This is a genomic window from Deinococcus marmoris (genome assembly GCF_001949125.1).
Taxonomy (GTDB): Bacteria; Deinococcota; Deinococci; order Deinococcales; family Deinococcaceae; genus Deinococcus; species Deinococcus marmoris_A.
Map to the genome: position 1 here is coordinate 96,977 of NZ_MSTI01000018.1, position 12,817 is coordinate 109,793.

Here is a 12,817-nt window from a genome sequence, read left to right on the forward strand (position 1 = left end):
TCTACTTCTCCCGAATGCTCCAGCCCTGCGCCCGCACCGCGCCCATCAGACGGTCCATCACAGGATCGACTTCCGCGTCGGTCAGGGTCTTTGCGCCCCGGAAGACCAGCCGCACGGCCACACTGCGGTTGCCCTCCCCGATCTGATCCCCGGTGTACACGTCGAACGGCTCCACGCTTTCCAGCCCCTCGCCCGCCTCCGCCCGGAGCAGCGCGGCCACCTCGCCGTAAGCCACGTCCTGCGGGGCAATGACAGCCAGATCGCGCCACGCGACAGGGGCGCGGCTGGGATCGCGGAAGCCCCAGGCCCGGCCTGGCAGCGGCAGGGCGACTTCCAGCAGGAACGTCTCGCCCTTCAGCCCGAATTCCTGGGCAATTTCGGGATGCACCGCGCCGATCCAGCCGATGGCCTGCCCATTCCAGACCACCTCGCCCGCGATGCCGGGATGGAGGGCGCTGGGAACCGCCTCGCCGCGCAACTGACGAATCTCCAGCGCCGCACCCTGACTGGCGGCCAGCGTTTCCAGCAGGCCCCGGAAGGCGCTGTAGCCGCCCGCCACGCCGCCCTGATGGGTGTTCGGCGCGAGTGGCCCGCGCATCAGCAGGCCCAGACGCTCGGCCTCGCCACTCTTGGGGAAAATACGGCCCTGTTCGGACAGCAGCACGCGTTCGCCCTTGGGGTGGGCCAACGCGGCGCGCAGCAGGCTGGGGTACAGCGCCGTCCGCAACGCCGTGCGGTCTACCGTCATTGGATTCCGCAGACGCACGCCGGGAGCTTCCGCCCGCGCTTTCTGCGCTTCATCGTCGCTGGTGAAGGTGTAGGTCACCACCTCCTGAAAGCCCAGCCCGGCCAGCGTGCGGCGCAGGTTCTGGCGGCTGTCGTTGTCGGCAGATGCGCCGATGTTACTGGCATGGATTCGCAGCGTGGGCAGCGTTTCGGGCAGTTCGGCGTACCCGTGCAGGCGGGCGACTTCCTCGGCCACGTCCTGCCAGATGATCATGTCGATGTGCCAGGACGGCGGCGTGACGAGCAGCGTGTCGCCCTCGCCTGCCACCTCGCAGCCCAGGCGGACGAGGATGGCGCGCATCTCCGCCGTGTCGATCTGCATGCCCAGCAGCGCACGAATGGCGTCGGCAGAGGCGGTGATCTCGCCGGGGATTTCCGGTTCCCCCACCACCGTCGCGCCCGGCTCGATCTGGCCGCCGCCGTATTCGGCCAGCAGTCCAGCCACGCGGTCCGCAGCTTTTGGCGAGAGCAGTGGATCGACGCCGCGTTCGTAACGGTAAACGGCGTCGGTCTTGAGGCCCAATCTTGTGCTGGTGCGCCGCAGCAATACCGGGTCAAAGTGCGCGGACTCGATCACCACGTCCGTCGTGTCGGCCCGCACCCGTCCGTGATCGCCGCCCATGATCCCGGCGATGCCCAGCACCCCCGCCCCCGGCTGGGGCTGTCCGGCGTTGGCGAAGGCCTCGGCCACCGTGGAAACGCCACGTTCGCGTCCGTCCAGAATCAGCAGGTCCTCGGGGCCAACGGTATGGGTGCCGCCCATCAGATCAGCGACTTCCTCGCCCTGCCGCAGCCCGAAGGCCACCAGAATCCCATCGCCGGTCACGTCGCGGCGGTCATACAGCGCGGTGGGCTGGCCCAGTTCCAGCATCACATAATTGCTGGTGTCCACGATCAGGTCAATCGGGCGCATTCCCGCCAGAGACAGGCGGCGTTGCATCCACAGCGGCGAGGGGCCGTTCTGCACGCCGCCCACCGTCCGCGCCGCGAAGTGATCGCAGCCGAAGCGCAGCTTTTTGGATGGATCGCGTTCGATGGTCAATCCTTTCGGCGGCAGGCTGACCCGGATTTCGCCATCGCCGTGCGCGGCGGGGCCAGCGGGGGGCAACTTCAGCCCCAGCTTGAGGAAGGCGGCCAGATCGCGCGCCACCCCCAGCGCGCTCAGGGCGTCGGCGCGGTTGGGCGTGACCTCGATATCCAGGACGTGGTCGGTGGGCCACAGTTCATGCATGGGCGTGCCGGGTTTCGCCGTACCAGCCGGGAAGGTCAGGATTCCGGCGCTGCTCTCGCCGATGCCCAGCTCCTTGGCGCTGGCGGCCATGCCCCAGGATTCGACGCCCTGCAACATGCGGACGCCGTATTCGGTGTCGCCCAGCGCCGTTCCGGGCGTGACCAGCGCCACCACCGTTCCGGCAGGCAGACTCGCCGCACCCGGCGCACCCGTAGCGATCACGCGCTCACCGTGCGGCCCGGTGTCCAGCGTGAGCCTCGCCAGTTGCGTGCCTTCCATCGCCTCGGCCCGCGTGATGACGGAGAGCAGCACGCCCCCCGGCGGTGTGGGCGTGTCCTCTATGCCTTCCAGCGGGAGGCCCAGATTGGCGAAGATGGGTTCCAGCTCGGTGACGGGCGGAAGGTTGGGAATCAATTCTTGGAGCCAGGAATAAGGGAGTTTCATGGTGGAACCTCTTGATGGGGATGGAGAGGGGAAAAGCAGTATCAGCCAGCGTTTTGGGCGAGGGTTCGAACCACCCCGCGTACCTGTTCCGGCACCAGATTCACGGTGTCCAGTTCCGACACATTCACCCACTGGGGCGTATACGAGTTCTCGGCGCTGTTGCGGATGCCTTCGGGACCGTCGCCCAGGCGCATTTCGCCGGACACGAGGGCTACGCGGAAGTAGTGTTCGTGGTTGTCCAGATTGTCCAGCACCAGCACTTCCTGGCCCACCGTGACCACCAGATTGACTTCCTCCAGCAGTTCGCGGGCGCAGGCTTCGGCAGGGGTTTCGCCAGATTCAATGCCGCCGCCGGGCAGAGTGGCGTAGGCGCGGCCCGCCTTCTGCCGCAGCATAAGGAGGACTTGAGATTGATCGTTAAGCAGGATGCCGACGGCGCGGGGTCTCATGGATTCTCCTGGCCCAGATACAGGCTGAGCGCGTTGATGTGGAGAGGATAGAAGTCTTCGGGACGATTTTGCAGATAGCTCCAGCACTCGGCCAGTGGCATCCAGCGCAGATTTCTCGTTTCGTCCGTCCGCGTCAGCGGCTCACCCTCGGCCTCGCAGAGAAAGCTGTGGAGAATGATCGAATAGCCACCCGACAGGTTCTGGGTGGTGCAAAACGGCGTATAGCTCATAACGGTGTAGCCGTTCACGGTGCGAGTGATGGCGGTGTCCTCGCCCTCAATTCGGGTCAGGCGCAGGCCCGTTTCCTCGGCCACCTCGCGGCGCAGGGCGTCAAATACGTTTTCGTATTCGCGCACCTTGCCCGCCGCCACTTCCATCATTCCGTTCTCGATACCCGCGCCCGGCTTGCGACGCTCCTGAATCAGCAGGCAGCGCACGCCGCCGACTTCGCGGGCAATGATGGCCCCGACGCAGGGAATGGCGAAGGTTTCAGACAATCTCCCGCTCATACCTTTTCTTCCTCGTCATACATTTTGCGGAGTGATTCAAGTCCAGCCTCTACCCATGCTGAATCAAGGTCTTGATCTGTCCCAGCCATCGCTTTCGCATAGGCAGCAACTTGCATTCTTCTGATCTCACTTGCAGACAGATTGAGTCGTGCCGCAGCACAGTCAAAGTCCTCTAAATCGCTCAATTCATGCACAAACGAGCCATCTGGTCGAAGAATAGAAATCATTCCTCCGTCGGGCAAGATCACAATAAATACAGGGGCCGAGACCAGAGCGGTAGGAATCTCTAGAACTAGAAATTGATCGTTGACGATTTCATTGGGCTTAAGTTCACTAGCCTCTCCAATGAGAGAGACACGCCCAGAAAATTCAGGGACAGGCTCCCCCTCCCAAATCTCTAGCAATAACTGAACGCTGAGAGGCTCATGCAGTTTTGCCACTTTCTGTATTCCCTCAATGAAGATGGCTTGAGTGGCCTCATCGGCTTCCTTCCTATAGGCGAAAGTTGGACTAGAATGAACAATTTCTTTCGCTTCAGGCAGACGCAGGGCGAAGAGTTTCGTGACCGCAATAATGCATTCCATTTTGGAATACGCGTGGCTGCCAAGGTATTGAATGACCTGAGAGACGTCCATCTCTGAACCTCTGTTTTTTTGCTCCAGAATAGCCTCGCAAGCCTCCTCAACCCTTTCATTCACCCCAATTCCCCCCGGAACTGCCCCAGCACGCGCGGATCGTTGGCGTAGAAGTAGCGAATATCGGGGATGCCGTACTTGAGCATGGCGATCCGCTCTGGCCCCAGCCCGAAGGCGAAGCCCGTTTTGCCCTCGTACACACGCGGTTTGCCCTCGGCCTCGCGCAAGTCGTCCACGGACTTGAAGACGTTGGGGTGAACCATGCCGCAGCCGCCCAGCTCCAGCCATTTGCTCTCGCCGCGCGGGTTCTCCCACCACACCGCAAAATCCGCGCCGGGTTCGGTGAAGGGGTAATAGCTGGGCTGAAAGCGCACCTTCGCAGACGGCCCGTACAACCCACGCGCCATCTCGGCAATCGTGCCTTTCAGGTCGGCCATGCTGATGCCGTCGCCCACCACCAGGCCCTCCAGTTGATGAAACATAGCCTCGTGGGTGGCGTCGGTGGCCTCGTAGCGGTAGACCTTGCCGCGCACCACGATCTTCAGGGCGGGTTCGTGGTCCACCATGTAGCGAATCTGCATGGGGCTGGTGTGCGTCCGCAGCAGGCGGCCATCCTCCAGCCAGAAGGTGTCCTGGAGGTCACGCGCGGGGTGATACCATGGCACGTTCAGGGCCTCGAAGTTGTGGTGTTCGTCCTCCACTTCCGGCCCCTCGATCACCGCATAGCCCAGCCGCTCGTAAATGCGGGTCAAGTCGTCGTACACGCGGTTGATGGGATGCAGACCGCCAGCGGGCAGCGGCAGGCCGGGGAGGGTCACGTCGATGGCCTCGGAGGCGAGGCGGGCATCCAGCGCGGCGCGTTTGAGGGTGGTCTCGCGTTCAGTCAATGCACCGTCAATGGCCTGCCGCACGGCGTTGATCTGCGCGCCACGCGCCTTGCGTTCCTCGGGCGGCAGCTTGCCCAGCGCGCCCAGTTCCTTGGTGACCAGTCCACTCTTGCCCACGTACTTCGTTTTGACGGCCTGCAAACCCTCCAACGTATCCGCCTGCGCGATGGCTGCCAGTGCTTCTGCTTGCTGGGCTTCCTGATGATGATCGTCTGTCATTCTTCTCCTTTGGACACAAAAAAGCCCCGCCATACATGCAGTAGGCGGGGTGACGCGCTGGACTCTGTTAAGTCAGCGAAACCCCAGCGCGGGTAAACGGCGAAAGTGTACCGGCGTAGGGCGTCATGCGGTTTAGGGTAGCAGAATTGGGATGCTGCGGTGGGTGCCACGGCTTAACCCCTCCGGCCCTCCGCGCCACCTCCCCTTAGAAGGGAGGCAAGGAGATTGCTGCGTGGCACGATGAATGACCACTCTTGGCTCACCTTGAGGGGAGCTGGCTGCGAAGCAGACTGAGGGGTTAAACCGCAAGCAGCCACCCGCAAAACCGCCAGCCAAAATCTCTTCCCCAGCCTTCAGACGTTCAGCTCCTCAGATCCGCCCCTCCCCCCGTCTGTGCTGCCAAGACAGACGCCCATATTCGCACTGGCGGCAGTGTTACCGTGAGGTCATGACGACTGCCGAGCGCCCCCAGATCCCGTCCGCCCCGCGTGACACGGCCATCTTTGACCTGATCGCGCAGGAGGGCGAGCGCCAGCGCACCGGGCTGGAACTGATCGCCTCCGAGAACTTCACCAGCGCCGCCGTGCGCGAGGCGGCGGGTAGCGTGCTGACCAACAAATACGCCGAGGGCTACCCCGGCAAGCGCTGGTACGGCGGCTGCGAAGTGGTGGATCAGGTGGAACTGCTGGCCATCGAGCGGGCCAAGGAACTGTTTGGAGCAACCTGGGCCAACGTGCAGCCCCACAGCGGCAGCAGCGCCAATATTGCGGTGTACGGCGCACTCCTCAAGCCCGGCGACATCGTGCTGGGCATGGACCTGTCGCACGGCGGGCACCTGACGCACGGCAGCCCGGTCAACTTCAGCGGCAAGAATTACACGGTGGTCAGCTACAAAGTCAGCCCCGAAACTGAACTGATCAACATGGATGAGGTTCGCCGCCTGGCGCACGAACACAAGCCGCAGATGATCATCGCCGGGGCCAGCGCCTACAGCCGCATCATCGACTTTGAGGCATTCCGCACCATCGCCGATGAAGTGGGTGCAATCCTGTTCGCCGATATCGCGCACATTGCCGGCCTAGTGGCCGCCGGGGTGCATCCCAGCCCACTGCCGCACGCACACATCGTCGCCACCACCACGCACAAGACCCTGCGCGGCCCCCGCAGCGGTCTGCTGCTGAGCAGTGACCCCGACATTGCGGCCAAGATGGACCGCTCGGTCTTCCCCGGTCATCAGGGTGGGCCACTGGAACACATCATCGCGGCCAAGGCGATTGCTTTTGGCGAGGCGTTACAACCGGAATTCAAGGCGTATGCCGCTCAGATCATCAAGAACGCTCAGGCGCTGGCCGCCGCGTTTCAGGCCAAGGGCTACCGCGTCGTGTCCGGCGGCACCGACAACCACCTGTTCCTGCTGGACCTGCGCCCACAGGGGCTGAACGGCACCAAGGCCACCAAGGCGCTGGACGCCAACCACATCACCATCAGCAAGTCCACGCTGCCCTACGACACCGAGAAGATCCTGCACGGCGGCGGCATCCGCATCGGCACGCCCGCCGTGACCACGCGCGGCATGGTGGAAAGCGACATGCCAAAAATTGCCGACCTGATCGACCGGGCGCTGAAAGGCGAGAACGTGAAGGACGAGGTCCATGCCTTCGCCGGGGGCTTCCCGCTGCCCTGAAGTTCCAGCAGGATTTTTCAGGCCCATTCCCCTCTTCACGGAGGGGTTTTTGCTGGCCTGGAGACGGAATGCCGTGCCACTCTCGCCTCATTCTCAAGTTCTGTGAGAACACTGTCAGTTTGGCGGGACTAGGCTTGCTGTCATGAGTCTCGCTTCCGTCCCAGCGCCGACAGGGTTCCAAGGCCCACACGAACCCGGAGTGCTGGAACTGACCTTGCAGCTCACACGGCTGGGCCTGAACGCGCCCGACCTGGGCAGCGCCATGACCCCGGTGCTGGACGCGCTGGTGGCCCAGACCTCGGCGGTGGGGGCGGGGTATTTTCAGCTCGCGGATCAGACGCTGGCCTACCATGCCCGCGCGGCCAGCGGCGTGATGCCCGAGGGACCGGCGATGGACGCGCTGCTGGCGCACGGTCTGCCGCGCCATCTGCCGCTGATCGGCGCGCTGGAAGCCTCGCCAGACATCCTGTATTTTCAGGACACGGACGGCGAACCTGCCGCCAGCGGATTCCCGGAACTGGGCGTGTGCGCGTTGATTGCCGCGCCGATCCATGACCGCGCCGGGCGACTGGTCGGCGCGCTGCTGGCCCACGTCTTTCAGCCCCACGACTGGTCTGGACCCGAGCGGCATCTGATCGACAGTGTGACCGGCCTGCTGACCCTGCTGGCTGCCCGCCTGGACGCTGAGGAACGCGAACACGCCGCCCACGAGGGTGCCCTGCGCGCGATGGGCCTGTCGCTGGAGGCCCGCGACGCCGAGACGCAGGGCCACACGGACCGGGTCACGGCGCTGGCCTTGCGGCTGGGCCAGCATTTCGGGCTGGAGGCGAGCGCGTTGCGGGCGCTGCGCTGGGGCGCGTACCTGCACGACATCGGCAAGGTGGCGGTGCCCGACTCGATCCTGCTGCACGGTGGTCCACTGACCCCGCCCATGCGCGCCCGTATGGAAATGCACGTCACCGACGGCGTGACCCTGGCGCGGCACCTGCCCTTCCTGCCCGCCGCCACCCTGGACGTGATCGCCGGACACCACGAACGCTGGGACGGCGCAGGCTACCCGCAACAGCTCTGCGGCGAGCAGATTCCCCTGCTGTCCCGGATTTTTGCCGTCTGCGACGTATTCGACGCCCTGACCAACGTGCGGCCCTACAAGCGGGCCTGGACGGTCACCGAAACCCTGACCCATATTCAGGCTGCCAGCGGCCAGCATTTCGATCCGCAGGTAGTGGCCGCGCTGCTGGACGTGCTGGCCGACGCCAGTGGTTTGCCGGAATCCGCCTGACCAGCGGGAAAACTCAGGCCAGCGCCAGCACATCCCGCAGATCGCCCAGAACGGCGTCCGGCCTCTCCCCTGCCAGCGCGTGTCCGGTGCAAAGGAAGGCCGCCCGCAGCCCCACCGCCTGCGGCCCCGTGATGTCGTTGCGCGGCGAGTCGCCCACGAACCAGGCGTCGGCGGCATCTACACCCAGCCGCTCCAGCGCCAGCCGGTAGATCGCCGGATCGGGCTTACTGAGGCCCACGGCTTTGCTGATCACCACATCGTCCACCCGCCGGGTCAGGTCCAGCCCGTGCAGCGTCTGCCGCTGCTTAAGCTCCCAGCCGTTGGTCACGATGCCCAGCAGGACGCCGCGCTGTCGCAGCTCAGCCAGAACAGCGTGGGTGTGCGGCACGGGGACGGGCTGGCCGAAGGCGTGATCGGAAAAATCGTCCAGCAACGCCTGTGCCGGATGCGCCAGCCCAAATTCCCGCACCAGCAGAGGCATCACCTCGGACTTGGGGCGGTAGCCGAAATCGTCCAGTTTCAGAAAGCGGGCGGCGTAAGCTGCGGGCAGATCAAACCGCCGGGTGTGGCCCTTGAGCCACTGGAAAATGGTGGCGTTGCGGTCATGCAGCGTGCCGTCCAGATCGAACAGCACCGCCTTCAACATCTGGCCCTCAAGCCACGCCCACCTGCGGGTCCTCGTGCGGCGATTTGTGGAAGGCCGCACCCCGCGCCCGCACGTCCTCGTGGATCAGGGTGGTATTCAGGCTGACTGCCGCCGTCATTCCGCTGGCGGCGGCGTTGGTGACGTACTGCGGCGCTCCGGCCATGTCCCCGGCGGCCCAGATGCCACGCACGCTGGTCATGCCATTCTCGCTGACCGTCACGCGGCTCTTGGCGTCCAGCTCACAGCCCAGCGTAGCGGGCAGGCCACTGTTCTGCACCTGGGTGGGATTGAGGAACAGCCCTTCCAGGTCCAGACACTTGCCATTGCGGAAATGCACGGTCACGCCGTCTTTCCCGCTGATCCGCACGACGGGCTGGGTGTAGAGGGGCACATCGATACGCTGCAAATCCTCGCGCTGCTCTTCAGTCAGTTCGTCGGGGCCGTCGGCGAGCAGACTGACTTCCTCGACCCAGGCACGCACATTCAGCGCCAGATGATGGCCCTCCTGATGGCTGCCCAGCACGCCCAGCTTCGCGTCGCGGTTGGGCCAGCCGTCGCAGTACGGGCAGTGGTGGACACTCAGGCCCCAGCGTTCGCGCAGACCGGGAATATGCGGCAGTTTGTCGCGCACGCCGCTGGCAAACAGCAGCCGCCTCGCCCTGGCCCAGCCGCCATCGTGACGGACGGCAAATCCATCCTCGAAAGGTTTGGCCTCACGGGCAGGTGTGTGCAGCACGGTCACGTCATACGGCTTCAGATCGTGTAAACCCAGGGTTTTGAGGTCCGTGGGCGCGCAGCCGTCGCGGGTGAAGACGTTGTGGGCTGCCGTGGCACGGGCGTTGCGTGGGGGGCCGCCGTCCAGCAGCAGCACGCGCCGTTCCGCGCCGCCCAGGGTCAGGGCCGCCGTCAGTCCAGCGGGGCCAGCGCCGACGATGACCACATCATAATCTCGCGTCACTGGGGGCCGGGCCGGACGGTCAGGTCCGTGAGGGTGGCGTCACGCGGGGCGTTCAGGACGAAGGCGATGGTGGCCGCCAGCGTCTGCGGATCGATAAAAGCTTCCGGCGTGTACTCGGCCCCCTCCTGGGAGCGCACCTTGCGCTGCATCTCGGTGGCGGTGCGCCCTGGATACAGCGAGGTGACGCGCACGCCGTTCGCCTCTTCCTCGCCGCGCAGGGCATCGGCCAGAGCCTTCAGGGCAAACTTGCTGGCCGCGTAGCTGCCCCAGCCCGCATTGGCGCTGAGGCCCGCGCCGCTGTTGACGAAGACGAAGGTTCCGCGCTCCTGGCGCACCGTGGGCAGCAGCAGACGGGTCAGCTCGGCAGGCGCAACCGTGTTCACCGCCAGCGTATGGGTCCAGACCGCGTAGTCCTGTTCGGCCACCGCGCCCAGCTCCACCACTCCAGCGTTGTGGACGACGTTGGACACCCGGCCCAGTCCGGCCAGCACACCCGCAAACGTTTCCGGGCGCGTCAGATCGAGGACCAGCGGGTGCCCACCGACTTCGGCACACAGGGCGTTCAAGGCCGCGCCACCGCGCCCGCCCAGGATCAGTTCGTGGGTGCCCGCCAGCGCGCGGGCCAGGGCGCTGCCGATGCCGCCGGACGCCCCGGTGATCAGGGTGACGGGCTTTGCGGCGCTGCTTTTTTCTGGATTGCTCAAACTCATGACGGGGAGGCTAGCGCGCCAGGGCCATCTGGAAATATCGCTCCTGAAACCGAGTGGCGTTGATGATCTCTTTATCTGTGATGCGGGTGCTGGAGTCTGGTTGCTGGCACGCTCCCACGGTTAACCCCTCTGCCTCCTACGGGAGCACCTCAAAGGGAGGCAAGGGTTTTCTGCGTAGCAAGATCAATTGCAACTCTTGGCTCCCTTTTGAGGGGAGTTGGCGGCGAAGCCGACTGGCCGGCACAGCTCCGCAGGAGAGGGGTTTCTTTTGCCCCAGCGTCAGCTTTTCAGAAGCCCGGCATAGAAACCCGCCGGAGCATCAGCGCTCCAGCGGCTGGCAAAACACTCGCTTTACTTGACGGTGATTCGCATGGGCGCGGCGGGCACCTTGACCAGCAGATCGTCCGCAAAACCCGTCAGCCAGCTTTCCACCATGTACTCGCCGGGGGCCAGTTCCAGCTCGCGCGTGAAGGTCACGTTGCCTTTTGCGGCGGCGGTCTTGGTCTCCAGATCCTGGGCGCACAGGCGGGGGGACACGCCGGACAGCGGATATACCACGGCGCGCGTTCCCACCTCCAGCACGCGCACCTGCGGGGCGGTAGAGCAGTTCTGCTCGTTGTCGCGCCGCACGCTGAAGGTGATCGGCGTGGCGCGGCTGCTGCGGACGGTGAAGGTCAGGGCCACCTTGCCGGTCACGGTGCGCGGCACGAACAGGTTGGCCTGCACGTCCGGCAGCGCCACGGCGGCGGGCGCGGGGGTAGACGGCGCGGTGAGCATCGCCGGGGCGGGCGGTGTCGGCACTGAAGGCGGCGAAACTGGCAGCGGGGTCATCACCGGGGGAATCTCGGGCAGGGTAGCGGGGGCGGTGTCCTGCGCGGCAGCCAGAACGGGCAGGGTCAGCAGGGCGGTCAGCAACAGGGCGCGGGGCTTCATGCGCCCCAGCTTAGCGGGCCGGGTTGATGAGAGTCTGAAGGCGGGCAGGAGAGGGAATGTCAAATCGTCTGAAATTGAACCTCACACGACTGAAGTCGCGTGATTCTCACTTCGCAGACCGCAGACTTCACGGCCTCCATGAGCGTTTTGGGTGTCCGGCATCCCGACGGCCACCAGTCCCTCACGCCGGATGTTCAGTGCGGCGTTCTCATCACGGTCATGGGTCTCGCCGCAGTTTGGGCAAATCCATTCTCGGACGGCAAGATTCTTCACTGCGGGATTCTTAAATCCGCAGTCATGACACATCTGACTGGAGGGGAAGTAGGGGCTGATCTTGGAGACCAGCCGTCCATACCACGTCGCCTTGTACTCCAGTTGCCGGATGAACTCGCCCCAGCCTGCGTCGCTGATGCTCAGCGCGAGACGGTGGTTCTTGACCATATTGCTTGGTTTGAGGTGTTCGGTGCAGATGATTTCGTACTTCCGCACGAGGGAGGTGGTGAGTTTGTGGAGGAAGTCCTGACGCTTGTTGGCGGTACGCTTGTGGACACGGGCCAGCTTGGTTTTCGCTTTCCCGTAACGAGCGCTGCCCTTTTTACGTCTGGACAGAGTTTTCTGAGCCTTGCGGAGCTGTCTCATGGCAGCGCGGTAGAACTTTGGGTTGGCATGGTGCTTGAACTTCGCGCCATCGGTGACGATGGCGAAATCTTTGATCCCGACATCTACCCCCGCCGCGTACTTTGGGGCAGCGCTCAGGTAGGCGATCTCGGTCTCGCACAGAACGGACGCCTCAAAATGGCCTTCGTGGACGCGGCGCACCGTCACATTCAGAATCTTGCCCTGAATGTTCGGCTGGCCCCTGGTCTTGATCCATCCCAGCTTGGGGAGCTTGATGCGCCCCTCGCCAATCTGGATGTTGTTGTTCGTGAACTGGGTGCGGTACGTCTCGCTGGATTGTTTTTTCTTAAACTTCGGGAACCCCACCAACTTCTTCCCGGACTGCTTCGCAGTTCGGAAGAAGTTCTGATAGGCCCGCTCAAGGTCACGCAGGGACTGTTGCAATGCGAACTTGTCCACTTCAGCCAGCCAGACCGTACCTTCATTAGACCTCTTGCGAAAGTCGTGCGCTAAGGTAGGGGATGGTTGGCACGCTAAAATATCATCAGGCCCTGAAGCTGAATCGCACGAGTTTTCGCCGTCGCACTGGTGTGTACCCTGAAACATTTCTAGAGATGGAGACCGTGTTGCAAGAACGCCATGCCAACAAAGTCAAATCTGGACGGCCACCTGCACTCTCTTTGGGAGCGCAACTCCTGATGACGCTGGAGTTCTGGCGCGAGTACCGCACGTTGTTTCACATCGGCCAGGACTGGGGTGTCCATGAGGCCACGGTTCAGCGAACCGTGGTGCGTGTTGAAGATGCCCTGATACAAAGCGGGAAATT

At 64.1% G+C, this 12,817-nt stretch carries 13 protein-coding genes; 3 read left to right on the forward strand and 10 right to left on the reverse strand.

Annotated features, from left to right (window positions below; genetic code table 11):
* Position 1 precedes the first annotated feature (1 nt).
* From BOO71_RS02560 to pheS, 5 genes are read right to left on the reverse strand one after another with little or no spacing between them, the layout of a single operon-like run.
* Positions 2-2,461: a phenylalanine--tRNA ligase subunit beta gene (locus tag BOO71_RS02560; protein ID WP_075830411.1), complete on the reverse strand. Its 2,460-nt coding sequence runs from the start codon at positions 2,459-2,461 to the stop codon at positions 2-4.
* A gap of 41 nt (positions 2,462-2,502) precedes the next feature.
* Positions 2,503-2,910 carry an NUDIX hydrolase gene (locus tag BOO71_RS02565; RefSeq protein WP_075830412.1) on the reverse strand — a complete coding sequence of 136 codons (408 nt, stop codon included), beginning with the start codon at positions 2,908-2,910 and terminating at the stop codon, positions 2,503-2,505.
* A complete protein-coding gene (locus BOO71_RS02570; RefSeq protein WP_075830413.1) occupies positions 2,907-3,419 on the reverse strand; it encodes an NUDIX hydrolase in 513 nt (170 codons plus the stop codon). Before BOO71_RS02570 ends, BOO71_RS02565 begins: the two co-directional genes overlap by 4 nt.
* Positions 3,416-4,117 (reverse strand): hypothetical protein, encoded by a 702-nt coding sequence (locus BOO71_RS02575; RefSeq protein WP_075830414.1) that lies wholly within the window; start codon positions 4,115-4,117, stop codon positions 3,416-3,418. Before BOO71_RS02575 ends, BOO71_RS02570 begins: the two co-directional genes overlap by 4 nt.
* Positions 4,114-5,160, reverse strand: coding sequence for a phenylalanine--tRNA ligase subunit alpha (gene pheS, locus BOO71_RS02580; protein WP_075830415.1), 1,047 nt, complete (start codon positions 5,158-5,160; stop codon positions 4,114-4,116). Before pheS ends, BOO71_RS02575 begins: the two co-directional genes overlap by 4 nt.
* Positions 5,161-5,608: 448 nt before the next feature.
* On the opposite strand from pheS, the gene glyA reads away from it, so the two are divergent.
* Both glyA and BOO71_RS02590 read left to right on the forward strand, forming a co-directional pair.
* Positions 5,609-6,844 (forward strand): serine hydroxymethyltransferase, encoded by a 1,236-nt coding sequence (gene glyA / locus BOO71_RS02585; protein WP_075830416.1) that lies wholly within the window; start codon positions 5,609-5,611, stop codon positions 6,842-6,844.
* Between the two features lie 142 nt (positions 6,845-6,986).
* Positions 6,987-8,126 carry an HD domain-containing phosphohydrolase gene (locus BOO71_RS02590; protein WP_075830417.1) on the forward strand — a complete coding sequence of 380 codons (1,140 nt, stop codon included), beginning with the start codon at positions 6,987-6,989 and terminating at the stop codon, positions 8,124-8,126.
* 13 nt (positions 8,127-8,139) lie between these two features.
* On the opposite strand, the gene BOO71_RS02595 is transcribed toward BOO71_RS02590, so the two are convergent.
* The 5 genes from BOO71_RS02595 to BOO71_RS02615 all read right to left on the reverse strand — a co-directional run bounded on the left by BOO71_RS02595 (position 8,140) and on the right by BOO71_RS02615 (position 12,597).
* Positions 8,140-8,772, reverse strand: a complete 633-nt coding sequence (locus BOO71_RS02595) for an HAD family hydrolase (RefSeq protein ID WP_075830418.1) — start codon at positions 8,770-8,772, stop codon at positions 8,140-8,142.
* A 7-nt stretch (positions 8,773-8,779) separates the two neighbouring features.
* Positions 8,780-9,730 carry an NAD(P)/FAD-dependent oxidoreductase gene (locus tag BOO71_RS02600; protein WP_075830419.1) on the reverse strand — a complete coding sequence of 317 codons (951 nt, stop codon included), beginning with the start codon at positions 9,728-9,730 and terminating at the stop codon, positions 8,780-8,782.
* Complete coding sequence (locus BOO71_RS02605; protein WP_075830420.1) at positions 9,727-10,440, reverse strand: SDR family oxidoreductase; 714 nt, start codon at positions 10,438-10,440, stop codon at positions 9,727-9,729. The genes BOO71_RS02600 and BOO71_RS02605 overlap by 4 nt, the downstream gene beginning before the upstream one ends.
* A 351-nt stretch (positions 10,441-10,791) precedes the next feature.
* A complete protein-coding gene (locus tag BOO71_RS02610) occupies positions 10,792-11,373 on the reverse strand; it encodes a hypothetical protein (protein ID WP_075830421.1) in 582 nt (193 codons plus the stop codon).
* An 81-nt stretch (positions 11,374-11,454) separates the two neighbouring features.
* Positions 11,455-12,597, reverse strand: coding sequence for a transposase (locus BOO71_RS02615; protein ID WP_254842995.1), 1,143 nt, complete (start codon positions 12,595-12,597; stop codon positions 11,455-11,457).
* Between the two features lie 8 nt (positions 12,598-12,605).
* On the opposite strand from BOO71_RS02615, the gene BOO71_RS26210 reads away from it, so the two are divergent.
* Positions 12,606-12,817 (forward strand): helix-turn-helix domain-containing protein (locus BOO71_RS26210; RefSeq protein WP_175607336.1); only part of this gene is annotated, 212 nt, incomplete at its 3' end.

Excerpts from the sequence above, each read along its gene's own strand:
- BOO71_RS02560 (WP_075830411.1), bottom strand. The coding sequence starts at position 2,461 with ATGAAACTCCCTTATTCCTGGCTCCAAGAATTGATTCCCAACCTTCCG.
- BOO71_RS02565 (WP_075830412.1), bottom strand. The coding sequence starts at position 2,910 with ATGAGACCCCGCGCCGTCGGCATCCTGCTTAACGATCAATCTCAAGTC.
- BOO71_RS02570 (WP_075830413.1), bottom strand. The coding sequence starts at position 3,419 with ATGAGCGGGAGATTGTCTGAAACCTTCGCCATTCCCTGCGTCGGGGCC.
- pheS (WP_075830415.1), bottom strand. The coding sequence starts at position 5,160 with ATGACAGACGATCATCATCAGGAAGCCCAGCAAGCAGAAGCACTGGCA.
- glyA (WP_075830416.1), top strand. The coding sequence starts at position 5,609 with ATGACGACTGCCGAGCGCCCCCAGATCCCGTCCGCCCCGCGTGACACG.
- BOO71_RS02590 (WP_075830417.1), top strand. The coding sequence starts at position 6,987 with ATGAGTCTCGCTTCCGTCCCAGCGCCGACAGGGTTCCAAGGCCCACAC.
- BOO71_RS02595 (WP_075830418.1), bottom strand. The coding sequence starts at position 8,772 with ATGTTGAAGGCGGTGCTGTTCGATCTGGACGGCACGCTGCATGACCGC.
- BOO71_RS02605 (WP_075830420.1), bottom strand. The coding sequence starts at position 10,440 with ATGAGTTTGAGCAATCCAGAAAAAAGCAGCGCCGCAAAGCCCGTCACC.
- BOO71_RS02610 (WP_075830421.1), bottom strand. The coding sequence starts at position 11,373 with ATGAAGCCCCGCGCCCTGTTGCTGACCGCCCTGCTGACCCTGCCCGTT.
- BOO71_RS02615 (WP_254842995.1), bottom strand. The coding sequence starts at position 12,597 with ATGTTTCAGGGTACACACCAGTGCGACGGCGAAAACTCGTGCGATTCA.